The following is a 22254-nucleotide window of genomic DNA, read 5'->3' as shown; positions in this document are numbered from 1 at the left end:
CTCATTATATATATGACAATGGGTGTCATTATTCTTTAGTATACTCGGTTTGAACAATGATTAGTGAAAGGGGAATATCAATGGACAAAAAAAGAAAAGTCGTGCTCTATATTGCCAGTAGTCTGGATGGATTTATCGCAGGGAAAGATGGAGATCTCAGCTGGCTTGCCAGTGTGGAGAGGCCGGGAGAGGATTATGGCTATGCGGAGTTTATGAATGAAGTGGACACGGTCATCATGGGGAGAAAAACATACGATACAGTCCTTTCTTTTGAAGGCGAATTTCACCACAAGGGACGGAAATGCTACGTTCTGTCTCGGTCAAAAAGTGGAAGTGACGGCCAGGTGGAATATTACAATGGCGATGTCCGGGATCTCATTGACCGGCTGAAGCAGGAGAAAGGGAAAAACATTTTTCTTGATGGCGGAGCCGAAGCGGTTAAAGTATTGAAAGAGCACGATCTGATTGATGAGTATGTGATCTCCATCATCCCGGTTTTCCTTGGGAGCGGTATACGTTTGTTTCATGAAACGGACAATGGAAAAAGTATGACACTTGATTCGTGTAAAACGTTTGAATCGGGATTGGTTCAGTTGAAATATTCGTAAATAGTTATTGAGCGTGCTGGGTTTATGATGCCACACAGGGGGTAAATCATAGCTATAATGGAAAAAGGAGGATAAACTGATGGACCATGTGAAAGCACTTATTTTAAAGTTTGTCATGGTTGAAGTGATGGTTTATATTGTTCTTGGAGCCGCAATGAAAGTTTCCATTGGAGACACACTTCTCATCAGCCTGATCCTTACCATTGCAGCTTATATTTTGGGTGACCTTATCCTGTTTAAGGCGTTTGGTAATCCAATAGCCACGATTAGTGACCTTGTTATTGCGTTTTTTGCCATTTGGCTGGTAGGTTCATTAATCATTGAACCCAACATCCCTCTCATTACGGGCTCCATTATTTCGGCCGTACTCATTGCAGCCGGAGAATGGTTCTTCCATAAATATATGGCCCGCAACGTTTTTGAGAATGACCATGTAAAAGAAGCTCACAGTCCCAACCTTTAATTTAATCCGCCCTCTGCTATAGCAGCCGGGGCTTTTCTATGTACAGACACAGATAGGAGCAGCCAGATGAACGAACAGGATTATGATCAATTGATGAATATAAAAACAACCGGTGAACAAAAAGTGTATAGTGTCACTTCCCACTATCACCGGTATGAGCCTACTCCTTATGAAGCGCTCGAAGGCTTATTTCGCGACTATCACCTGCGGCAGGGTGACCGGGTGGTCGACTTTGGCTGCGGAAAGGGAAGAATCAGTTTTTACATCAACCACTTCTATCAGAATGCGGTGACTGGTGTAGAGGTGAATGAAGAATTTTATAAAGATGCGGTGAATAACCTGGAAACGTATCTAAAAAAACACCAAAAGAGCAAAGACCGTATTCAATTTCATTGCGCTCTGGCGCAGGAATACCCCATTCATCCGGAAGATAACCGCTTCTACTTCTTTAACCCGTTTACAATGCCGATTTTCATGAAGGTCATCAACAACATTTTGCTCTCAGTGGAACGCTTTCCGCGCGATGTGGAACTGATTTTATATTATGCGACAGAAGAGTATACCTATTTTCTGGATAACCAGACATCGTTTGAGTTGAGAGAGGAAGTAAGGCTTTCCGGGATCTATGACAGCAATCCGTACGAGAAGTTTTTAATCTATCGTTTAAAATGAAAAACAGGACCTGTCCCGGCGGACACGTCCTGTTTTTTCTTTTACTTGGCAAGGCGTTCCATGGGGTCTGGAGCTTGAACCTGGGTAATTGCCTCATATTCTCCAGGGCTTAAAATGCTTTGATCGTTTTTCATTAAGTAAGCATAAGCGAACATGGAGATGAACAGGCCAAACGTCCAGGCGTTGTCCCACAGGAATCGAAGTCCCGGAACGAGAAGACCGAGAACGGGCACGGCTACGCCGATAATAAGCGCGTATACTCCGTTTTTATTAAATCCGGAGGAGTAATTGTACCTGCCGGCTGGTTCATAGAGTTCCTTCAGAGCCATTTTTCTCCGGCGGACAAGCCAATAGTCAGCAATGGCGATCCCATCAATGGGTCCAAGGAGGGCGGCATATGTACCGAGCCAGCCAAAAATGTAATTTCCAAAATTGGACATGATGAACCACGGCTGCATGAGAACGGCAAAAACTCCGGTAATCAGTGCACCGATGCCAAAGGTAATACGTTTCGGATACAGGTTTTCAATGGCACGGGCGGGCGCAACGATGTTTGCGCCAACATTAATGGTAAGAGAGGCCATGGCGATGATGATCGTTCCTAAGAAGATGATAAAGGGCGGGAACTTGGCAAGCAATTGGACAGGATCCCAAATGGCTGTACCAAAAATAACAACAGTTGCTGAAGTAACGGCGATGCCGATGAAGGAGAATATGCTCATGGTGAGGGGAAGAGAGAAGCTTTGCGCGATCATTTGTGATTTCTGGCTTTTCGCATAGCGGCAAAAGTCGGGAATATTTAAGGCAAGTGTAGCCCAGAAGGCAATGACGCCAGTCAGTGTCGGGAAGAATACTTTAAGGAAATCACCGGTTGTCGTGAACTTGGATGGTGTGGATAAAATAGGTCCCCATCCGGCATTGGTAAATGCCCAGATCATAAGAATCAACGCCGAAATTCCGACTACAGGCGCGGCAATTAAACTCAACACCTTGATCGCCTGGGGTCCTTTATAGGCGACACCCACGTTTAAAGCCCAAAATAAAGCAAAAATAATAGCGGTATGCCCGGTCAGGTTTTTCCAGGCAGGGAAGGAAGCGGACAAGAGAACATCAATCGCGGTCGTACCAATCCAGGTGTTGATTCCAAACCAGCCGGCTGCCACGATGGCACGGGCCATGGAAGGAATATGTGCCCCCTTTGAGCCAAACCAGAGCCGGGCAAACACAGGATAGGGTATGCCGAATTTAGTACCGGCGTGGGAGTTTAATAGGATCGGGATAAGAACGATCACATTGCCGAGAAAAATGGTTCCGATCGCCTGCCACCAATTCATGCCAAGCGAGATCATTCCGCTGGCCATCGTATAGGCGGGGATGCACAGGCACATGCCGATCCAAAGAGTGGCAAAATTCAAGCCGGTCCAGGTATGTTCCTTTACCGTTGTAGGGCGGAGGTCATCATTCCATAGTTCACTGTCACTTACATCCATGGCTGCTTCATCAGACAGAGTTACAATACCATTTTGCTCAATTTGAGTTTTCATAGCGTACCTCCTTTTTTATGGCAAACCAAATCAAAAAAAATGCAGCGTTCAGTCCTCAGTTTCCTCCTTCCCCCAAAAAGTTCCAAACTTCGTTAAAATTTCGCCATATGTACAATAAAAACCTTCTTAAGTAAAATGAAAGATGGGAAGATAATCTACCAATCGGGCAAGGGGAGAATAAGTCAGTGGAAGATAATTTTATGAAAGCTTTTAAACAATCGGACTATCACGTGAGCGGCCATGGGCCAAGGAATCTCCACGTGCTCAAGGATGCCATCGGAAAATTACATGGTGAACTGGAAAGCGATATGTATGGAAAGGGAAAGGTAATTGAAGATTTTCAGGAAAAGATGGCCGGCGTTCTTGGAAAGGAAGCGGCGGTGTTCTTTCCGAGCGGGACAATGGCACAGCAGGTTGCCCTTAGGATTTGGTGCGATGAGAAAGATCTGAAGACCGTAGCTTACCATCCATTATGCCACCTCGAGATTCATGAGGAGGACGGGCTGAAGGAACTGCATCACATTAAGCCGGTTTTACTGGCCGATGAGAACCGGGTCATCACCCTGGATGATGTGATGAACATAGATGAAGAGATTGCATGCCTATTGCTTGAACTTCCGCAGCGTGAAATCGGCGGCCAGTTGCCGGACTATACGACACTTGAGGAAATCTCCGCCTATTGCAGGGAAAAGGGCATCCGGCTGCATCTCGATGGGGCGAGGCTGTTTGAAGTGCTCCCCTTTTATAAAAAATCAGCACAGGAAGTTTGCGGCTTGTTTGATTCGGTATATATTTCTGTATATAAAGGGATTGGCGGGATTGCCGGTGCCGTTTTGGCAGGAAGCAAGGAGTTTACCGAGAAATCCAAGGTATGGAAACGACGGCACGGCGGGGACTTGATCAGTCTTTACCCCTACATTTTGAGTGCGGATTACTACTTTGATGAGCATATCCATAAAATGGTCCAATATTATGAAGAAGCAAAAGAACTTGCCGAATTTTACAACCAGTGTTTTGGAATCACCACGCTTCCAAAGGTTCCGGTTTCCAACATGTTTCATGTTCATGCTGAAGCACCGAAGGAAGATATGCAGGATTTGCTCGCAAAGATGTATGAGGAAACAGGGATTGGCCTCACTGGGCATGTCAGAGAAAATGGGGAAAAGGGCAGCCGCTTTGAAGTGAGCCTCGGTGATCTGTACAGCAGGGTGCCCAAGAGGAGGCTGAAAGAAGCTTTTGCAAAACTGGACGAAAGAATGAAATCAAGATAACATAAAAAAACGGCACTCATCTTGAGTGTCGTTTCTTCAAGTTCTGCTATTCACGGGTTTCAAAGGTTTTACAGGCTGTCTCCGCTACACTGTCCGCTTCTTCTCCATGCATTCCGATGACATAGATAGAGTCTGCAACACACTGGTCACCTTCTGCCCAATACTTACAGTTTTCAACATTGCATAGAACTTCAAGTTTCATGAGTGCTTCCTCCTTTAATGGTTTGTTACTACTTACCCTTATATTTGGTGGGCTAATCATATGGTGAAGGGAATTACTTAAAAAATGGTCGATCATCGGAGGAAGTTTGCTTGTCTTGCTGGCTCTGTCATTTCTATTGCCTTTCAATCAGAAAAAATACATATAGACCAGCGTGTATCTTCCATTCTCAGGGTATATTCAGTAGTAACTGAACATGTTACTGGGAGGATGCATATGAAATGGCAAGGTAGAAGGCAAAGCACAAATGTTGAAGACAGGCGTGGAATGGGAGGGAAAACCCTGGTCGGCGGCGGAATTGGTGGAATCGTCCTCGTGCTCGTAGTCATGCTGCTCGGAGGAAATCCGAGCGATGTGCTGAACAGCCTGGGCACGACAGGTACAGATAACAATTCTGCACCTTATGAAGAATCTGATCAGGAGAAGGAATTGTCTTCGTTTGTGTCGGTGGTTCTGGCGGACACGGAAGACGTCTGGAAAAAGGAATTTGAGGAAGAAGGAAAGGTATATAAAAATCCTAAGATGGTTTTGTATAATGGCACCGTTCAATCGGCTTGCGGAACAGCTGGTTCATCTGTCGGACCGTTCTACTGTCCGGGTGATCAGAAGCTTTACATTGATTTGAGTTTTTACCAGGAGCTTAAAAACGAGTTCCAGGCCCCGGGTGATTTTGCCATGGCATATGTGATTGCCCACGAGGTGGGACACCATGTGCAAAATCTGTTGGGAACGATGGACCAGGGATCACGGCAGGGCTTGAGCAAAACCCAGGCCAATGCCCAATCGGTGCGTGTCGAGCTTCAGGCTGATTATTATGCAGGTGTATGGGCCCATGAGGCACAAGGCATGAACCTTCTTGAAAAAGGTGATGTGGAAGAGGCGATCAGAGCCGCCAGTGCGGTAGGAGATGACACCCTGCAGAAAAGAGCACAGGGCTATGTCGTGCCGGAAAGCTTTACCCATGGAACCTCAGAGCAGCGGATGCGCTGGTTTAACAAAGGATTGAAGAACGGTACCATCGAGGGCGGCGATACCTTCCATGCTAAGAAATTATGATTTTAAATATTTGTATCTAAAGGAGTGTTCTTTGCGAGCACAGTTTTTGCTATCAACAGTCATCGGTGATTTGTTGATTGGAGTGGAAGGTGCGAGACTCCAGCAGGAAATGCGGGACAGGTGAGACTAAGGAGGCGTTTACGCCGGTAACAGGCTCACCGCCCGCCCTGCGGAAAGCGAGCGTCCTGGAACGGAAATTAACTGCTAACATGCAACGAAGGGTTACGAAAAAAGACCACCCGTCATCGGGTGGCCTTTTCTATTTAAGCTCCTTTTCTGGCAAGGGGGGCTTCTTTTGACTTTTTATTGAACAAGAACTCTTTTACCGGGTTGGTGCTGCTCTTGGCTTTTTTTACAAAAAGCGGATTGAGCACGACAACGGCGAGGAAGTTCGCTGCGAGTCCCCAGAATCCTTCATAGATGCCGTAGGAATTGCCAGTGCCGTAAACAGTAAAGGTTACGGCCAATCCAACAAGCAAACCAATGATGGTCGCTTCTCTCGTCTGATTCATCCAGAAGAGGCTGATGACAATCGCCGGGAAGATTTGCACCATGCCGGAAACACCGAGCAGCTGCAGGGAAACAAGAGCGCTTGGGAAAACAAGGCCGAACAACAGGGCGAGCCCGATAACGACAAATACCATCCCTCTTGTAATCATGGTAAGGCGTGAAGGCTTTACCTTGGGGTTTATCCAGTCACGGTAGATGTTATTGGCAAACAGGTTGGATGCTCCGATGGCCATGATGGAACATGGGATCAGAGACGCCAGGGCAATGGTTGAATACGCAAGCCCCTGTGCGACGCCGCCGTAAGAAGACTGGATCAGGCTTAACAGGGCAAAGCGCGGGTCAGTTCCCTTGGGAAGTACAAGAAAAGCGATGAATCCAAGGAAAATAACAAGAATAAGAACGATGTTATAAAGCGGCAGAAATATCGCATTTTTGCGAAGTGAATCTGCACTTTTTGCGGTGAAAACGCCCGTTGCTGCGTGCGCCCACATGAACAGGGCAAGCGCAGACACGAATGAAGCGGTGATGAACCAAGGAATTCCCTTTGGCCCGTCGGTTGGTATAGTCAGAAGCTGAGGTGCATCCTTAACGATGCGGTCCATCATTGGGGTCCAGCCTCCAAAGTGGATCATTGGAAGTGTCACGACCATAAACAGCATGATCGCCCAGACTAGTACGTCTTTTATTATGGCTGTATATGTTGGTCCTTTAATCCCGCTGAAAAAGGTGTATAGCGCAACAAGCAGGAAGGAGGTGATGACCACGAATTTTACATTGATAAATCCGGTTCCAGCCACCCGCAGTGTATCCTGGATCCCGCTCAGCTGCAAACAGATATATGGAATCAGCATGAGTACGCCAACAATCGCAATAAGAATGGAAAGAAGCTTGCTGTCAAAGCGTTCTCTTGCATAATCAGCCAATGTGGTTAATTTATGATGATTGGCGACTTTCCAAAGCTTTGGAAGGAAAAAGTATGAGATAAAGAAGGCAAGTACGGAATACGGAATCGCAAAAAAGGCAAGACTTCCGCCGGTATAGGCTGTACTTGTCAGTCCCAAAAAGGTATAGGCGGTGTAAAGGTCAGCACCTACAAGAAACCAGACGAGCAGGCCGCCAAAGCGCCTTCCGCCTACTGACCATTCTTCTACAGAGCTGCGGACTTTCTTATCACGGCCGGAAAGGAAGCCGATGAGTACAACGGTTAAGATAATAAAAATGGTGATGGACAGTGCTGTTAAATTGCCTTGCATGTTACTCCAAGCCTCCCTTTGATTTCTGAAGTTGATAAATGCCATAGGTGCATAAAGGGGTTAAAACAATCCACAAAAATAACCAGAAGTGGAAAAATGGCAGCCCGAAAATAATGGGGCCAATCTTGTTGACAAAAGGCAATAAGGCCAGCTGCGCAACGAAAGGAAGCAGAACAAGTATAGTTAATATCGCTTTTTTCATGATGACGAGACTCCTTCTACGGTGAATTCAATGTTCATTATCATACCAGCAAAAAACTGGCAGGACAAGGGCAATTGAGTAAATTGTTAAAATATTTCGTATTGAGTGAAAATGATAAGGCTTACATTGATAAAAGTTAAAATAATGCTCTGGGAGTACCTTATTTATAGCTGGAGTCTCTGTGTGTGAAACCCTCATTTTTTTATACTTAAATTACACGTTGAATGGATAATGAGGTGGATGTTTTTGTTGGAATGGATGACAAGGTTGTTTGAAGAATGGGGAGTTTGGGGCATTTTGCTTTCCCAGCTGCTGGAAGGGAGTTCTTTTCCATTTGTTGGTTCTGCCTTTATGGTGACAGCGGGCGTTCTGATGGATTTCAGTTGGATGGATAGGGTATGGATTGCACTTAGCGGTAGTCTTTTTTACACAGCGGGAAGCCTGGTTCCGTATTTAATTGGGTTAAAACTCGGAGAGTCCGCTGAAAGAAAAATGAGTCTTGATAAGCGGGCTAAATTGGATAAAATTACTGAATACATAAGCAAGTATGGTAATTGGTGTGTGGCTGTCCTAAGTCCTCTCCCGGTTGGCAATGTGGTTCCCTTCTTTGCGGGAATGTCCAGAATGAACATTTGGAAGTATTCGCTGTTAACCATGACAGGCACATTTCCTGCCACTCTTCTTTTTTTAGGCATTGGGTATTTTTATTCAGGGGAAAAGGGCAGTGCAATGGACATCATCCTTATATTACAGGTTATCCTTTTTATGATGTTTACGGTTATCGCACTCCTGATTGCAGTGTGGAAATATATTGTAAATCGCAGACCAAACAAACAAAAAAACTTCTGACCAGGAGCCAGAAGTTTTCTTATGTGTGATATACATAGACTTTCCCGTGTTCAATATGCCTGCCAAGCTTAGGGCCTTTGTAGCCCCGCTTCAGTAATTCCTTACGCATAAACATCATGACACCGCCATGGCAGACAATTAAAATATCATCACCCTGCTTCTGGGTGATACGGTCTACCGTACGGCTGATCTGCTGGAGAACTTCCTGTTTGCCAGGGTTTTGTGAGGGATGTCATCAGCCAGGCCAGACGGATGAACAAGAGATGAACGGGCAGCGGAAGTGGATGTTTGAACGGAAGAAAGGGGAGAGTCTGATTTCCCTCAATTCCTCCAAAAAGGTAATCTCTCCCTTGAAAGCCCGTCTCGCTGTAATTTCAGCCCTTGAAAGATCACTGGAATAGCACCACTTCCAATCCACCCCGCCAAGGTCAACCTCAGATTCTTCGACCTCGGAGGCATCATATTCATCCACCCATTTCATCAGGTCACGCGAAGAAAATAAGCCGCTTGGATAGCCTTCTGTTACTTTAAAATGGCGCATCAATCCAATTCGCATCCACAATACCTCTCTTTATTATTGGGAACGTGTAAATATCCTCATCAATAATTCCACCCGCGGAAGCTGAAATCCTTGTGTTTTGGGAATATTCAGGGTCATTAAACCCGATATGACGGTAAAGTAGCAAGAGATCAGTTCACTGATGTCTCCTTCTGCCAGTTCTCCGTTTTTCTGGCCTTCTTCAAATACAGGTTTTAGCATGTCGATATATAAATCCATGGATGCATATTCAAGAAGCCCTTTTGCTTTTTCAGGCACCTCATCTGAGGTCCGCACTTGATGCATAAGCAAAAAATACAGCTGACCTTCTTCATCAAGAATGAGTTCAGTCAGTTTTGTTAACTTCTCAAGAGGAGATCCGGGCATTTGGTGAATCTGCCGGGTTCCCTCAATAGACCCCTGAATGGCGCGTTCCACCAGGGTGATGAACAGTTCATCCTTTGAGGAAAAGTAGCGATACATAAGCCCCTGGCTGATGCCGGCTTCCTCGCTGATCATGCTCATTTTTGCACCGATCAAACCTCTGCGGGCAAAGACCTTGAGAGCGGCTGACAGAATTTGTTCCCTTCGTTCGTCGCGTTTTTGCTGAAGCTGTTCTTCGTTTAATGGCAAATGTATTCACTCCTGTGTTTGTTGCTTCTTAGGAAGAGTATATCAATTCTCGCGAGGAACCTCTAATTCATTCGTTTTGGCAGCTGCAAAGATTTCTTCGGAAAAGTCGGGAAGGATATCCCTCAGTGCTTCTTCAAGCGGTTTACCATTCTCCAGCTCAGCCAGCACGCTTTGGCCATGTGAAGAAGAGGAAAGGACCGTTCGAACCATTTGCGGGTTGAATATGGTTCTTGGGGAGACTGACAGGGTGTTAACGGCCCAATAGAGTCCATACAGCTTCCAGTCCTGCTTTTCGGTGGCATATTTTAAATAAAGATCCATAAAGGTTTGACCAAAATCAATTCCCTTCAGAGGCTGGGTTCCCTCATAGCCGACTCCATGCCAGCGCAAATCAGCCGCACAGTTCAGCCACCAGGCTGCTTCAATCACATGCTGGAATTTCTTCAGCAGGTTTTGTTCATAGCCGGTCTCGGATGTATGATTATGCTCCAGCTCTTTGTAAAGCAATTCCGCTTCCATCGCGGCAACCGTCATGCCCTGGCCAAAGATTGGATCAAAGTTGGAATATGCATCTCCCAAAACGAGTAAACCAGCCGGCCAGTTTTCCATTTGTTCAAAGTGTTGCCGGAATAAATGAGGGACCCGGAAGCTTTTAGGCGGGGAAATGGGGTCCAGTCCTGAAATCAATTCTGAAATAAGGGGGCTTGGGAGTTTGCCGATTTCCTTTTCAAATTGAACAGGATCACTCGGAGGACACACACCGTCCGGACGATAAAGGATCGTTTCGGCCACTTGGTTTTCAATGAATGAAAAGGCACCGAGGAACGTCTTTCCAGGTGTTCCTCCGACATTCACGGCATCCCATTTATCGGCCAGATGCTCCTTGCCGGGAGGGAGTTTATACCTTCGGGTGCTGTATCCGATGTCCGCGGTCATTTTATCGGGAAGAGGAACGGTATACCCCAGTTTGCCGAGCCATTCGGTTAGCTTTGAGGTTCTTCCGCTTGTATCTATTACTAAATCAGCTGTGATGATATAAGGAGGTAAGTCTGTTTCCCGGTCACGGGCCAGGACGCCTGTAATTCTGCTGTTCTCCGGGGAGGCGGTGAGGGAAAGAACATCATGCTGCTGGAGAAAGTGAATGTTTTCGATCTTCCTGACCCTTTCCCGCAGAACATATTCGAGCACCGCCCGGCTGAACTTTATATCGTTTCTTGGATAAGGGCTGACCATGGTCCCGTACTGGTTCTGCTGGTGAATGATCTTATTAAGAGAAGAAGGCGCGCCAAATGAAATCAAGTCTTGTTCATAATCAGGAAAAAAACGATCGATAATTGCTTTGCCGCGTAAAGTTATGCGATGCGGATGGAAAGCCTGGGGAGTGCCGCGGCGGTGCTCTGGACCGTCGGGAAAAGCATCTTTTTCAACGATCAGCACCTTGGAATAAAAATCGGATAAAACACGCGCGGCCAGTAAACCACCTATACTTCCGCCAATAACCAGTCCAGTGCTCAGGTTTTTCATTGTTTCATTCTCCTCTCGTTTTATGAATGAATCATTCATTCATTTTTAAGATATGATCTTTTTAAGGTTTAGTCAACCGATTTTTAGAAATAATATTTAATGAATCTTTTTACATATGTTCATTACTTATGAAATTTTGGTAAAATGAAAAAAAGAAAAGGTGAAATGGCGGTGGAGAAGCTTGGAACAGGATAAATTGAAGAAGGTAATAGAGGCAGCAAAGCTTTATTATTTACTGGACTACAATCAAAATCAAATTGCAGCTGAGTTGGGAATATCACGGCCCACTGTTTCAAGGTTGCTTCAGCTCGCCAAAAGCGAAGGGATCGTTCAAATCAAAATAATGGACCCCGAAAATGACATTGAACAACTGTCCAGTGATCTTGAGCAGAAGTTTCATCTAAAGAAGGCCATTGTAGCTTCTGTCCCCCAATACGAAAGCGGACTGATAAAAGAAGAACTGGGTGAAAAAGCCGCAGCCTATCTTTATGAAATTACGCAGGATGGAGATATCATTGGGGTAACCTGGGGAACCACCCTTTATCATGTTGCCTGCCACTTGAAGCAAAAGTTCGTTAAAGATGTGAAGGTAGTCCAGCTGAAAGGCGGAATCAGCCATTCGGAGACCCACACCTACCATTCCGAAGTACTGAGCTTGTTTGGAAAAGCATATAACACCGTGCCCGTTTATTTGCCGCTTCCGGCCATTGTGGACCATATTGTGGTGAAGCAGGCAATGGAGGCAGACCGGCACATTAAACGGATTTTGGATTTGGGGAAAGAAGCGAACATCGCCTTATTTACCATTGGAGCAGTCAAGTCCGAGTCACTCCTGTTCCAGCTGGGCTACTTTTCTGAGGAAGACCAAAAACAAATCCGCTATAAAGCAGCAGGGGATCTCTGTTCCCGTTTTATTGACGAAAACGGTGAGATTCTGAATGCCGACATTAATGAACGGACACTGGGAATTGATTTGATGGAGCTGAAGAAAAAGGACCATTCCATTTTGGTTGCCGGTGGACAGCAAAAGATCGACGGGATATGCGCCGCACTCAAAGGCGGCTATGCCAATGTCCTTGTTACCGACCAGTTTACAGCCCGGTCATTGCTGGATAAAAACTAGCTGTCCCTTCGGGGATTTTTTATTGGAAAAAAATACTTTTACATTTGTTCATATAGTTATTTACATTTGTTCAATTGCTTGGTATAGTGTTCATGCGAACCAAAATGCATGACTGAAAGCGTTTTATCATTTTTGAAAACAGAAAGGAATAATCAGTATGTCTAACACTAATTTAGTTCAAATGATTGACCATACATTGCTAAAAGCGGATGCTACGCTAGAACAAATCCAAGTGCTTGCTCAGGAAGCAAAAGAACACAAATTTGCTTCTGTCTGTGTAAACCCAACTTGGGTGAAAGCATCAGCTGAAATTTTAAAGGATACACCAGAAGTTAAAGTATGTACGGTGATCGGATTTCCTCTTGGAGCATCCACATCGGAAGTTAAAGCACTTGAAACCAAGAATGCGATTGAAAACGGTGCAGACGAAGTTGACATGGTAATCAACATCGGAGCATTGAAAAGCAAACAGTATGATGCAGTTGAAAATGATATCAAAGCTGTTGTTGAAGCTGCCAAAGGCAAAGCGTTGACAAAGGTAATCATTGAAACTTCACTGCTTACAGATGAAGAAAAAGTAATTGCTTGTGAATTATCTGTAAAAGCAGGAGCTGACTTCGTTAAAACATCCACAGGATTTTCTACAGGTGGAGCTACCCCAGAAGATGTAGCCCTAATGAGAAAAACAGTTGGACCGGATATCGGTGTAAAAGCGTCCGGCGGCGTCCGCAGCCTTGAAGATGCACAAAACGTGGTAAATGCGGGTGCGACTCGTATCGGTGCAAGCTCTGGTGTTGCTATCGCAAAAGGTCAGACGTCTAATAGCTCTTACTAAACAATAAACCATCTGAAATGGAGAATGCCATATGGAAACAAAAGCATTAGTTGAAAAAGCAATTGAAGCCCGTCAGAAGGCTTATGTTCCGTATTCAAAATTTCAAGTTGGCGCAGCATTGCTGACCGGGGACGATTCCTTGTTCCTCGGCTGCAATATTGAAAACGCTTCTTTCGGCATGACAAACTGTGCTGAAAGAACCGCGATATTTAAAGCGGTTTCAGAAGGCCAACAGAAAATTAAAGCGATTGCGGTCGTCGGTGATACTGAAGGACCCATCTCTCCCTGCGGTGCATGCCGCCAGGTCATTGCAGAGTTTTGCGATGAAGATACAAAAATTATTCTTTCCAATCTTAAAGGTGACATCAAGGAAACATCGATCCATGAGCTTCTGCCAGGATTCTTTTCTTCAAAAGATTTAACGTAGTTTCTCACTTCACCTTGCAAAAAAACAACTTAGGAGAAATGACTTATGACATATATTATTGCGATTCTAGGGCTTGTTGTCGTACTGGGTTTGGCCTTGCTTGCATCCAACAACCGCAAACAAGTTAATTATAAGCCAATAGCCATTATGATCGTTCTGCAGCTCATTCTGGCCTACATTTTGTTAAATACAAGGTTTGGTCTGGTTGTTATTAAAGCGTTTGCCGGTGTGTTTGAAAAGCTGCTTGAATTTGCAGCGGCCGGTGTTGATTTTGTCTTCGGCGGAATCGCCAACGACGGCCAGATGCCGTTCTTTTTAACGGTATTGCTTCCAATCGTGTTTATTTCTGTTTTGATTGGGATTTTCCAATACATTAAAGTACTTCCGATTGTTATGAGAGCTATTGGATTTGTCCTTAGTAAAGTAAACGGCATGGGGAAACTCGAATCCTACAATGCCATCGCTTCTGCTATGGTTGGACAATCTGAAGTCTTCATCACGGTGAAAAAACAATTGGGGCGCATTCCCGAGCATCGCTTGTACACACTTTGTGCATCAGCAATGTCAACGGTTTCCATGTCCATTGTAGGTGCCTACATGACCATGATTGAGCCAAAATACGTTGTGACGGCGCTAGTGCTTAACCTTTTCGGCGGATTCATTATCGCTTCCATCATCAATCCGTATAAAGTGGATGAGAACGAAGATATTCTTGAAGTACAGGAAGAAGAGAAGCAATCTTTCTTTGAAATGCTTGGCGAATACATCATGGACGGCTTTAAAGTCGCGATTATCGTAGGAGCTATGCTGATAGGCTTTGTTGCCTTGATGGCAGCGATCGACAGTGTGTTTGACATGATTTTCGGTGTTACTTTCCAGCATGTGCTTGGTTACATCTTTGCTCCTGTTGCCTTCATCATGGGTGTTCCTTGGGCAGAAGCTGTTTCAGCCGGTGGAATTATGGCAACCAAACTGGTTACAAACGAGTTTGTAGCGATGATTCAGCTCGGAAAAGTACAAGAGGCAATGAGCCCTCGTACATTGGGTATCATCTCTGTATTCCTTGTATCCTTCGCTAACTTCTCATCCATCGGAATTATCGCCGGTGCGGTTAAAGGACTAAGTGAAAAGCAAGGTAACGTGGTTGCACGTTTCGGACTGAAGCTTCTTTATGGAGCAACGCTTGTCAGCGTTCTTTCAGCCATCATCGTAAGTTTCATTCTGTAAGTTAAATTTTAAAGATCAAGCAGGCATATCCCTTTCCGCTTCAGGCGGAGGGATCTGCTTTTTCTTTTTTAACGATTAAAAGTGAGGTGAATAGTCTGTGAGGTTTTTTTCTCACAGCAACCATTATGGGTGATGTCGGTTTATTTCTTTCAGGAGCAGCCCTGTTTTTAAATAGCTTTATGCTTTTCGGCAAAGCGGATGCCAAGAGTGTTGGATATTTTAACTTGTTTGTCGGAGTGCTTCAGGTCGTCATTCCTTTTTACCTGATCGTGATCTCGGATCAACAGCATTGGACCATCTTTAATTTGGCTTCGATCTTTTTATTCGGGCTGACATATTTATTTGTTGGTGTTACGAACGTGAAAGGCCTTCATGGCAGCGGTCTTGGTTATTATTCGCTATGGGTTTCGGTTGTCGCCATTCTATATGCTGTGGTGTCGTTCCTGAAGTTCCAGGATACAGTCGGAAGCCTGACCTGGGTGGCATGGGCTTATTTATGGTTCCTGTTCTTCCTTTCAGGTGCTTTAAACAAAAAGATCGATACGTATATTGGCAAGGTTGCATTCGTGCAGTCATGGGTGACGCTGACTTTTCCTGCCCTTCTTTCTCTGGCAGGAGTATGGAAAACGCAAGCCGTTTCACAGGCATGGACATACTTGCTTATCGCATCGTTCATATACTTTATTGTTTGCACTATTCAGCTGGTATTGAGATCACAGAAAAAAGAGAAACGTTTGGAAGTACAGGCGGCTTCTTAATTCAAAAGAAATTCTCCCGAATGATCGGGAGGATTTCTTTTTTCTTTGACGTAGTACTTCATCAACGAATAGGAGTGGAGGCGGAAAAGAATGGCTAAAGAAGAATTGCCGGTGGTATGGTTTGAAAGTCAGCAAGCAATGGAAGAATGGCTTGAAGATCATCATCATTCATCCCCGGGCATTCGGATTCATATTGCGAAAAAGAATTCAGGCAAGGTGACGCCGAGCTATGCCGAAGCTTTGGAAAGCGCCTTATGCTACGGATGGATTGACAGCCAGAAGGAAAAATATGATGATGAAACATGGCTGCAGCGGTTTACGCCGAGAGGGCCGAAAAGCATGTGGTCAAAGGTGAATAAGGACAAAGCAGAAGAACTAATGGAAGTGGGAAAAATGAAACCTGCAGGGCTTCAGGCGATTGAAAGAGCAAAAGAGAGCGGTCTTTGGGAAAAAGCATATGCCCCGCAAAGCGATAAAAGTCTACCTGAGGACTTTGAAAAAGAGCTTGATCAGCGGCCAAACGCAAAGGCTTTTTTTGAAACGCTAAACAGCCGGAACCGGTATGCCATTCTTTACAGACTTCAGACAGCCAAGAAACCAGAAACCCGGATTAAACGGATGAATCAATTTCTGGAGATGCTTGAAAAAGGCGAGAAGATTTATCCTTAACGTTTATTAAGAAAGCAGGAAAATGATGAAGGTCAACCAATACATCAGCCAGGCAATGAGTATATCCAGACGGGAAACAGACAGATACCTTAAAGCAGGAAGGGTTACTCTTAATGGGGCAGTATGCGGAATGGGACAGATTGTTGGGCCGGGCGACATCGTGCAGATTGATGGGAAAACCATTGAAAATAAGGTAAACTCGGTGTACATTGTGTTAAATAAACCGGCCGGCATTACGTGTACGGCCGCTTCCCATATCGAAGGTAATATTATTGATTTTGTTGGTTACGAAGAACGGATCTTTCCCGTCGGGCGCCTGGACAAAGCTTCAGAAGGTTTAATTCTGATGACTAATGACGGTGAGCTCTCTCATGCGATCTCACATGGCGATCATGGCCATGAAAAGGAATACCTGGTAACACTTGATAAGGCTTTTAGCGATGAATTTATTTCCGGCATGGCTCAAGGTGTTCAGATTCCCGGTGCGGTTACGAACCCCTGTGTGGTTGAACGGGTGAGCGACGATGAATTTCGCATTATATTGACGCAGGGGTTGAACCGGCAAATCAGGAGAATGTGCCGTGCATTTGGCTACACTGTCATTAAATTGGAACGAATACGGATTATGGACATATCTTTGGGCGATTTGCCTAGAGGACAGTGGCGGCATTTAACAAAGGAAGAAGTAAGCGGCCTTAAAAACAGTATGGGTCTTTAAAGGAAAAGGAGGTATACAGGATGAAAGCGGAGCTGAAGGACATTGTATCGAAAAGCATATTGACTCCCGGTGTGGGGCAGCTGGATGATTTTACGCACTCCCTGAATCCGTATGCCGGCTGTACCTTTGCGTGTTCTTATTGTTATGTAAGACAGCTCCCCATCTCCCTATATCGTGAAGAGGAGTGGGGAACTTGGGTGGATATCAAAACAAATGCTGCTGAGCTGCTGCGGCAGGAGCTGGCGAAGGCAAGAAAGAAAGGGCCCGTCACCATTTTCATGGCTTCTTCTACTGATCCGTATCAGCCGTTGGAGCATGAAACGAAGCTGACCCGCTCACTGCTCGAAGTCATGCTCGAACTGCCGCCCGACTTTCTTCATGTCCAGACCCGTTCACCGCTGGTTAAACGCGATATTGACCTCCTGAAACAATTTGGCGATCATGTGCGGGTATCGATGACCATCGAAACGGATAAAGAAGACATCCGCAAAGCCTTTGCTCCCACAGCCCCGCCGATTCCGGCCAGAATGCAGGCGCTGCGGGAGATCAAAGAAGCGGGTATTACTACTCAGGCCAGCCTGTCTCCGCTGCTGCCCTGCTCTAAAGAATTCCCTGAAAAGCTTCGGCCCATCGCGGACCGGGTGACGATTGATGACTTTTGGATGGGAGACGGCAGCGGAGGCAAGCGGACCGAGCGCCTCGGCATTTACGACATCTACAAACGGACCGGAATGGAAAAGTGGTACAGTCCCACCGCATATAAGGTGGTTCTGAAGATGATGCAGGAACAAATAGGCGATGAGGCAGAGGTTATGCTTTCCAAAGACGGCTTTACGCCGATCCCCGAAAAGCGGGATGCAGGAATTGGCGAAAATTTAACCTTTTTCTAGATCAGATAAAAGGTACAGCGGCTGCTGTGCTTTTTTTGTGGAAAGAAGAATGCGGGACTTTCCTCTCCAGACTAAATAACCCTTTTGTAGAATTTTCAGAAAATTGGTGTACTTGCTCTTCCGCTCTATGAATAATGGATGTATCTCATAAAATGGAGGATGCATATGAAGAGCAAAAAAATCGTGAAGTGGATGGCAGTATTCGTATTTATTGCCTGTATTGGTGCCGGTGGAATGAATTTCACCTCAGCAACAAAAGAAGGGGAACTGGAATGGAACGGCAAACAGCTTAGCACACTTGAGATTAATGGCAAGCCGTATGTACCGGCTGGTGAACTGGCAAGTGCCTCAGGCAGTGTGCTTCATAAAAAGCGGAACCATTATACAGTGGCTTCAAGGCTGGACCGCATCATGAAAAAAGGGGTCATTCGTGTAGGAACAACGGGTGACTATAAGCCGTTTACCTTTTATAACCCGGACACCAAAACGTTCGAAGGCTTTGATATTGAAGCGGCAGAACTGATGGCGAAGGACCTGGGTGTAAAGGTCAATTTTGTAAAAACCACCTGGCCGACGCTTATGGATGATCTGCTGGATGACAAATTTGATATTGCAGTCGGCGGAGTGAGCCGAAATACGGAACGTCAAAAGACGGCGCAATTAACCCGTCCGTATTTGAATGAAGGAAAATCTCCGTTGATCCGAATGGAGGATAAGGCCCGGTTCACGAGCCTGGAGGCCATTGATCAGCCTGATGTGACGATCGGCGTCAATCCTGGAGGAACCAACCAAAAATTTGTCGATGCCAACATTAAAAAGGCAAAGGTCGTTGTTGTGCAAAACAACCTTGATATTCCTCATATGGTCGCTGAAGGAAAAGTGGATGTGATGATCACAGACAGTACCGAAGCAATGTATTATGCCAGCAGGGATACAAGGCTGTATGCGGCGCTTACCGATAAAACCTTCACGAAAAGCCAGAAAGCATACATGATTCCGAGAGGCGATTCCGTGTATGAAAACTGGGTGAACCTGTGGATGGATGAAATGGAGCTGCAAGGTGAATTTGACCGGCTTAAAGACAAGTACATTTTTAACAAGTAAATCTGTATGAAGGCGACCCGGAGAACGGAGGTCGCCTTTTTTTTGGGCCGAAAGACTTGGACCCATCAGAGTGCTTGTTGTGCTTGCCTATCGAATCGGCACAGATGCTGCTTTTTACTGTCGAAACAATGGTTATTTTGCAGGCGGGGAATTAAGGCCATATGCCCTATTTTGATGTAAAAAACTGGATTAACATGAAGAGGTAAGCCAAAAGAAGGAGGAATGTGAATGAAAGTAAGATCGAAGTTACTAAAGTTTCTTGTAACCGGAACGGCCCTTTTCTCCATGAGTTTACCTTCCTATGTACACGCACAAACCAGTACGTCCCCAGTAAAAGCGCAATCAGACCCGCCTTTGTCACAGCCCAAATACGCCTATAGTGATGCTATTCGCGAGACCGTATTTGTGGAATCCAACCTCGACACCGACGACAATGGAAAAAAAGACCGGATTGCCATGGATATTATTCGTCCCAAGGAGACAGAGGGCTCTCTTCGGGTTCCGGTCATTATGGATGCTTCCCCTTATTATGAAAGACTGGGGCGGGGCAACGAATCCGAGGTGAAGGACAAAGACAAAGACGGCATTAACGAAATGTTTCCGCTCTGGTATGACAATTATTTTGTACCGCGGGGCTATGCGGTGGCACAGCCGGAAATGGTTGGCACAAACCAGTCGGACGGCTGCCCGACAACAGGAGGACCTGAAGAAATCGAAAGCATTAAAGCAACTGTCGACTGGCTGAATGGCCGGGCCAAAGCATGGAACAAGGACGGAAAAGAAGTAGAAGCCTACTGGACGGATGGAAAAGTGGGCATGATCGGAAAATCATATGACGGCACGCTTGCCAATGGTGTGGCAGCGACCGGGGTGGAGGGATTGAAGACGATTGTCCCAATCGGTGCCATCAGTTCCTGGTATGACTATTACCGCTATGGCGGAATTCCTTATTACAAGGGTGGACCTTCCGGACTTGCCCGAACCGTCGTCAATTCCAAACGTCAGGCGCAATGCGAGCCTGTCCGCCAGCAGATCCTGCAGGAATCAGATGATGCAACCGGGGATTACAATTCGTTCTGGGATAAGAGAAACTACATAAACGATGTGAAAAACGTGAAAGCGAGCGTTTTTCTGATTCACGGCCTGAACGATTACAATGTAAAAACCAATCAATTCTCCCGCTGGTGGGCGGAGCTTGCGAAACAAAACGTTCCACGGAAAATCTGGCTTGCTCAAACTGGACACGTGGATCCATTTGATTTCCGCCGGTCAGAATGGGTAGACACACTTCATCAGTGGTTTGATTATTGGTTGAAGGATATGAAAAACAACATTATGGATGAACCAATGGCAGATATTGAACGGTCCGCAGGTACATGGAACACGTATTCCACATGGCCGGACAAGCAGGCCGATTACGTAAAAATCAATCTCGCTGCCAATAAAAAGGGAGAAACAGGAGAGCTTACCAAGCATTCCGTCTTGAAAAGCCCTTCCATCTCCTTTACGGATAATCCTTTTTTGACGGAAAAACAGCTCGTCCAGACGGATGCCTCTCTCAATAAAAACAGGCTGCTGTTCTTATCGGAGCCGCTTTCGAAAAGCGTCCGTTTCAGCGGTACGCCGAAAATCGAACTCAGTACAGCCACCAATGCGGAAGATACGAATTATACAGCGTACCTGGTGGATTATGGAACAGACACAAGGGTGAACCATGAAGCCAGGGGAGAAGGCATTACGACGCTGACGGAGGAAGACTGCTGGGGTGAGAGTGCTGGTGCAGATGATGCCTGCTACAAAAAGACCGTAAAGAACACTCATACCTCCGATTACGAGATTGTGACCCGAAGCTGGATGGATGCGCAAAACTATAAATCTCTTTCTGTTACTACATCCCTTTCTCCAGGTAAACCCTATCAGGTACGGTGGGATGCCTTGCCGGAAGACTATATTTTTAAGCCCGGCCACCGTATCGGCCTGGTAATTGCAGGCAGTGACGACAACTGGACCGTTCCGGATACGACGAAAGCGGAAAACACGATCCTGCTTCCAAGAAGCTCATTGCGGCTTCCTGTCGTAGGCGGAGAACAAGCCATAGACTTTTAATGAAAAAAGCTGACTCAGAAAAATGCACGAAAGTGTATTTTACCAGAGTCAGCTTTTCTATTATTTTTTCTTCGTTTTTAGGAGTTTTGCTTCCGTATCATACAGATAACCCATCTTTCTGTGGTTCATAACCTCTTCCGGCACGGTGTCCCAGGGATACATGGGATCGGTTGGATTATGTCCGAAAGGGCCTTTTTGCTGGGGCAAGTATGGTTCCTTTTTGTGGATGATCTGCCATATTGCCCAGATTCGGTCCACATTGGCATGATGCAAAAAGAAGACAGGGTCATTGGGGGCAATCGGTACAAATCCCATATGGCCGCCTACCCACCCATGAACACGGTTATGCAGCTGAGGCCCGTTGATAAAGCCCTCCAGCTGATTCCTGAAACTGGGCTCGCTGGTCATGTTCCAGGGAGGCGAATCATAAATATCAACCTTCAACGCTTCTTTTACATCACGAACGGTTGGAAGGGTACTCGCTCTTTCACTTCCACCCAGGTTGCGCCTCAGCCCGCCGTCAGGATTGCCATCTTCATCAATGGTTTCCCAATGCTCCTGAGTAAAAGGACCATCTTCCACAACAAAATGATTCTCGGGATTTCCGCTGCCTCCCATCAAATCCTCCGCCCATAAGGGAGATTGCCTCGGATCCGGCAGTCTTGCATCTGCTGCCCAGTCCCAATAGGGAAGGCTGATGCCCGGGGCCACGGTTTGAAGATCTTCTTCAAAGCGCCTTAAAAACTCCCGGTGCCATGGCAGAAAGGCAGGACCCATATGGGCCGCATTCCGGTCAGCACCCTGTGGGGTATGAAACCGGCCTGCCGAAGCATGCCATGCAATGTAACGGTTATAGATTCCTTTTTTCTTTAGCTTGAGTATGGCACATATCAGCTCATGTTTTTCGTCATCCGTAAGATGGAGCACATTTTTTCTGACGTTAAGTTTGGTTGCCACCACATATCCCTGCCTTTAAAAATCGTCTATAGGCAAACGCTTACGAGAGCCCTTCGATATAGTAAGCGCGAATATAGGAGATGGCTACCAAATTAGG

At 45.8% G+C, this 22254-nt stretch carries 24 protein-coding genes and 1 pseudogene; 16 read left to right on the top strand and 9 right to left on the bottom strand.

Annotation, left to right across the window (positions count from 1 at the left end; genetic code table 11):
- The first annotated feature begins 80 nt into the window (after nucleotides 1-80).
- The 3 genes from QYB97_RS10920 (at nucleotide 81) to QYB97_RS10910 (ending at nucleotide 1743) form a co-directional block, all read left to right on the top strand.
- Nucleotides 81-608 (top strand): dihydrofolate reductase family protein, encoded by a 528-nt coding sequence (locus tag QYB97_RS10920; RefSeq protein WP_301166035.1) that lies wholly within the window; start codon nucleotides 81-83, stop codon nucleotides 606-608.
- A gap of 79 nt (nucleotides 609-687) precedes the next feature.
- Nucleotides 688-1071 (top strand): YndM family protein, encoded by a 384-nt coding sequence (locus tag QYB97_RS10915; RefSeq protein ID WP_301166034.1) that lies wholly within the window; start codon nucleotides 688-690, stop codon nucleotides 1069-1071.
- Between the two features lie 66 nt (nucleotides 1072-1137).
- Entirely contained in the window at nucleotides 1138-1743 is a 606-nt protein-coding gene (locus QYB97_RS10910) for a class I SAM-dependent methyltransferase (RefSeq protein ID WP_301166033.1), read from the top strand.
- A 41-nt stretch (nucleotides 1744-1784) separates the two neighbouring features.
- Here QYB97_RS10910 and QYB97_RS10905 read toward each other — a convergent pair whose 3' ends face one another.
- Nucleotides 1785-3287, bottom strand: coding sequence for an NCS1 family nucleobase:cation symporter-1 (locus QYB97_RS10905; protein WP_301166032.1), 1503 nt, complete (start codon nucleotides 3285-3287; stop codon nucleotides 1785-1787).
- 200 nt (nucleotides 3288-3487) lie between these two features.
- Here QYB97_RS10905 and QYB97_RS10900 point away from each other — a divergent pair, with 200 nt between their 5' ends.
- Nucleotides 3488-4558 (top strand): threonine aldolase family protein, encoded by a 1071-nt coding sequence (locus QYB97_RS10900; protein WP_301166259.1) that lies wholly within the window; start codon nucleotides 3488-3490, stop codon nucleotides 4556-4558.
- 46 nt (nucleotides 4559-4604) lie between these two features.
- Here QYB97_RS10900 and QYB97_RS10895 read toward each other — a convergent pair whose 3' ends face one another.
- Entirely contained in the window at nucleotides 4605-4760 is a 156-nt protein-coding gene (locus tag QYB97_RS10895; protein ID WP_301166031.1) for a DUF1540 domain-containing protein, read from the bottom strand.
- A gap of 234 nt (nucleotides 4761-4994) precedes the next feature.
- Here QYB97_RS10895 and ypfJ point away from each other — a divergent pair, with 234 nt between their 5' ends.
- Nucleotides 4995-5834: a KPN_02809 family neutral zinc metallopeptidase gene (gene ypfJ, locus QYB97_RS10890; protein WP_301166030.1), complete on the top strand. Its 840-nt coding sequence runs from the start codon at nucleotides 4995-4997 to the stop codon at nucleotides 5832-5834.
- 263 nt (nucleotides 5835-6097) lie between these two features.
- Here the strand turns inward: ypfJ and QYB97_RS10885 are convergent, their stop codons facing one another.
- Both QYB97_RS10885 and QYB97_RS10880 read right to left on the bottom strand, forming a co-directional pair.
- Entirely contained in the window at nucleotides 6098-7597 is a 1500-nt protein-coding gene (locus tag QYB97_RS10885) for a sodium:solute symporter family protein (protein WP_301166029.1), read from the bottom strand.
- Between the two features lies 1 nt (nucleotide 7598).
- On the bottom strand, nucleotides 7599-7802 hold the full coding sequence (locus tag QYB97_RS10880; protein WP_301166258.1) for a DUF3311 domain-containing protein: 204 nt from the start codon (nucleotides 7800-7802) through the stop codon (nucleotides 7599-7601).
- Nucleotides 7803-8045: 243 nt separating this feature from the next.
- Here QYB97_RS10880 and QYB97_RS10875 point away from each other — a divergent pair, with 243 nt between their 5' ends.
- The gene (locus QYB97_RS10875; protein ID WP_301166028.1) at nucleotides 8046-8648 is read left to right on the top strand and encodes a DedA family protein; all 603 of its coding nucleotides are present in this window, start codon (nucleotides 8046-8048) and stop codon (nucleotides 8646-8648) included.
- A 19-nt stretch (nucleotides 8649-8667) separates the two neighbouring features.
- Here QYB97_RS10875 and QYB97_RS25195 read toward each other — a convergent pair.
- The 4 genes and pseudogenes from QYB97_RS25195 to QYB97_RS10860 all read right to left on the bottom strand — a co-directional run.
- Nucleotides 8668-8844: pseudogene (locus tag QYB97_RS25195) on the bottom strand (histidine phosphatase family protein); the annotation flags it as partial.
- 39 nt (nucleotides 8845-8883) lie between these two features.
- Entirely contained in the window at nucleotides 8884-9204 is a 321-nt protein-coding gene (locus QYB97_RS10870) for a hypothetical protein (RefSeq protein ID WP_301166027.1), read from the bottom strand.
- Nucleotides 9205-9222: 18 nt separating this feature from the next.
- Nucleotides 9223-9819 carry a TetR/AcrR family transcriptional regulator gene (locus QYB97_RS10865; RefSeq protein WP_301166026.1) on the bottom strand — a complete coding sequence of 199 codons (597 nt, stop codon included), beginning with the start codon at nucleotides 9817-9819 and terminating at the stop codon, nucleotides 9223-9225.
- A gap of 42 nt (nucleotides 9820-9861) precedes the next feature.
- Nucleotides 9862-11343: an FAD-dependent oxidoreductase gene (locus QYB97_RS10860; protein WP_301166025.1), complete on the bottom strand. Its 1482-nt coding sequence runs from the start codon at nucleotides 11341-11343 to the stop codon at nucleotides 9862-9864.
- A 181-nt stretch (nucleotides 11344-11524) separates the two neighbouring features.
- Here QYB97_RS10860 and deoR point away from each other — a divergent pair, with 181 nt between their 5' ends.
- The 10 genes from deoR (at nucleotide 11525) to QYB97_RS10810 (ending at nucleotide 21200) form a co-directional block, all read left to right on the top strand.
- Nucleotides 11525-12466, top strand: coding sequence for a DNA-binding transcriptional repressor DeoR (deoR, locus tag QYB97_RS10855; protein WP_301166024.1), 942 nt, complete (start codon nucleotides 11525-11527; stop codon nucleotides 12464-12466).
- Nucleotides 12467-12623: 157 nt separating this feature from the next.
- The gene (gene deoC / locus QYB97_RS10850; protein ID WP_301166023.1) at nucleotides 12624-13301 is read left to right on the top strand and encodes a deoxyribose-phosphate aldolase; all 678 of its coding nucleotides are present in this window, start codon (nucleotides 12624-12626) and stop codon (nucleotides 13299-13301) included.
- 31 nt (nucleotides 13302-13332) lie between these two features.
- Nucleotides 13333-13728, top strand: a complete 396-nt coding sequence (locus tag QYB97_RS10845) for a cytidine deaminase (protein WP_301166022.1) — start codon at nucleotides 13333-13335, stop codon at nucleotides 13726-13728.
- Between the two features lie 45 nt (nucleotides 13729-13773).
- Nucleotides 13774-14955: a NupC/NupG family nucleoside CNT transporter gene (locus QYB97_RS10840; protein WP_301166021.1), complete on the top strand. Its 1182-nt coding sequence runs from the start codon at nucleotides 13774-13776 to the stop codon at nucleotides 14953-14955.
- A gap of 125 nt (nucleotides 14956-15080) precedes the next feature.
- On the top strand, nucleotides 15081-15713 hold the full coding sequence (locus QYB97_RS10835; RefSeq protein WP_301166020.1) for an AmiS/UreI family transporter: 633 nt from the start codon (nucleotides 15081-15083) through the stop codon (nucleotides 15711-15713).
- 90 nt (nucleotides 15714-15803) lie between these two features.
- Entirely contained in the window at nucleotides 15804-16382 is a 579-nt protein-coding gene (locus QYB97_RS10830) for a YdeI/OmpD-associated family protein (RefSeq protein WP_301166019.1), read from the top strand.
- A 25-nt stretch (nucleotides 16383-16407) separates the two neighbouring features.
- On the top strand, nucleotides 16408-17100 hold the full coding sequence (locus QYB97_RS10825) for a 23S rRNA pseudouridine(2604) synthase RluF (RefSeq protein ID WP_301166257.1): 693 nt from the start codon (nucleotides 16408-16410) through the stop codon (nucleotides 17098-17100).
- A 20-nt stretch (nucleotides 17101-17120) separates the two neighbouring features.
- On the top strand, nucleotides 17121-17990 hold the full coding sequence (locus QYB97_RS10820) for an SPL family radical SAM protein (protein WP_301166018.1): 870 nt from the start codon (nucleotides 17121-17123) through the stop codon (nucleotides 17988-17990).
- 165 nt (nucleotides 17991-18155) lie between these two features.
- Entirely contained in the window at nucleotides 18156-19094 is a 939-nt protein-coding gene (locus QYB97_RS10815) for a transporter substrate-binding domain-containing protein (RefSeq protein WP_301166017.1), read from the top strand.
- 228 nt (nucleotides 19095-19322) lie between these two features.
- Nucleotides 19323-21200, top strand: coding sequence for a Xaa-Pro dipeptidyl-peptidase (locus tag QYB97_RS10810; protein ID WP_301166016.1), 1878 nt, complete (start codon nucleotides 19323-19325; stop codon nucleotides 21198-21200).
- Between the two features lie 60 nt (nucleotides 21201-21260).
- Here the strand turns inward: QYB97_RS10810 and QYB97_RS10805 are convergent, their stop codons facing one another.
- The gene (locus tag QYB97_RS10805; RefSeq protein ID WP_301166015.1) at nucleotides 21261-22157 is read right to left on the bottom strand and encodes a tyrosinase family protein; all 897 of its coding nucleotides are present in this window, start codon (nucleotides 22155-22157) and stop codon (nucleotides 21261-21263) included.
- Between the last annotated feature and the right edge of the window lie 97 nt (nucleotides 22158-22254).

The sequence above is a fragment of the Fictibacillus fluitans genome, from assembly GCF_030418125.1.
Taxonomy (GTDB): domain Bacteria; phylum Bacillota; class Bacilli; order Bacillales; family Fictibacillaceae; genus Fictibacillus_C; species Fictibacillus_C fluitans.
The sequence above is the reverse complement of the archived record's forward strand: the minus strand, read 5'-3'. Positions and strand labels throughout refer to the sequence as shown.

Excerpts from the sequence above, each read along its gene's own strand:
- QYB97_RS10920 (WP_301166035.1), top strand. The coding sequence starts at position 81 with ATGGACAAAAAAAGAAAAGTCGTGCTCTATATTGCCAGTAGTCTGGAT.
- QYB97_RS10915 (WP_301166034.1), top strand. The coding sequence starts at position 688 with ATGGACCATGTGAAAGCACTTATTTTAAAGTTTGTCATGGTTGAAGTG.
- QYB97_RS10910 (WP_301166033.1), top strand. The coding sequence starts at position 1,138 with ATGAACGAACAGGATTATGATCAATTGATGAATATAAAAACAACCGGT.
- QYB97_RS10905 (WP_301166032.1), bottom strand. The coding sequence starts at position 3,287 with ATGAAAACTCAAATTGAGCAAAATGGTATTGTAACTCTGTCTGATGAA.
- QYB97_RS10900 (WP_301166259.1), top strand. The coding sequence starts at position 3,488 with ATGAAAGCTTTTAAACAATCGGACTATCACGTGAGCGGCCATGGGCCA.
- QYB97_RS10895 (WP_301166031.1), bottom strand. The coding sequence starts at position 4,760 with ATGAAACTTGAAGTTCTATGCAATGTTGAAAACTGTAAGTATTGGGCA.
- ypfJ (WP_301166030.1), top strand. The coding sequence starts at position 4,995 with ATGAAATGGCAAGGTAGAAGGCAAAGCACAAATGTTGAAGACAGGCGT.
- QYB97_RS10885 (WP_301166029.1), bottom strand. The coding sequence starts at position 7,597 with ATGCAAGGCAATTTAACAGCACTGTCCATCACCATTTTTATTATCTTA.
- QYB97_RS10870 (WP_301166027.1), bottom strand. The coding sequence starts at position 9,204 with ATGCGAATTGGATTGATGCGCCATTTTAAAGTAACAGAAGGCTATCCA.
- QYB97_RS10860 (WP_301166025.1), bottom strand. The coding sequence starts at position 11,343 with ATGAAAAACCTGAGCACTGGACTGGTTATTGGCGGAAGTATAGGTGGT.
- deoC (WP_301166023.1), top strand. The coding sequence starts at position 12,624 with ATGTCTAACACTAATTTAGTTCAAATGATTGACCATACATTGCTAAAA.
- QYB97_RS10845 (WP_301166022.1), top strand. The coding sequence starts at position 13,333 with ATGGAAACAAAAGCATTAGTTGAAAAAGCAATTGAAGCCCGTCAGAAG.
- QYB97_RS10840 (WP_301166021.1), top strand. The coding sequence starts at position 13,774 with ATGACATATATTATTGCGATTCTAGGGCTTGTTGTCGTACTGGGTTTG.
- QYB97_RS10835 (WP_301166020.1), top strand. The coding sequence starts at position 15,081 with ATGGGTGATGTCGGTTTATTTCTTTCAGGAGCAGCCCTGTTTTTAAAT.
- QYB97_RS10830 (WP_301166019.1), top strand. The coding sequence starts at position 15,804 with ATGGCTAAAGAAGAATTGCCGGTGGTATGGTTTGAAAGTCAGCAAGCA.
- QYB97_RS10825 (WP_301166257.1), top strand. The coding sequence starts at position 16,408 with ATGAAGGTCAACCAATACATCAGCCAGGCAATGAGTATATCCAGACGG.
- QYB97_RS10820 (WP_301166018.1), top strand. The coding sequence starts at position 17,121 with ATGAAAGCGGAGCTGAAGGACATTGTATCGAAAAGCATATTGACTCCC.
- QYB97_RS10815 (WP_301166017.1), top strand. The coding sequence starts at position 18,156 with ATGAAGAGCAAAAAAATCGTGAAGTGGATGGCAGTATTCGTATTTATT.
- QYB97_RS10810 (WP_301166016.1), top strand. The coding sequence starts at position 19,323 with ATGAAAGTAAGATCGAAGTTACTAAAGTTTCTTGTAACCGGAACGGCC.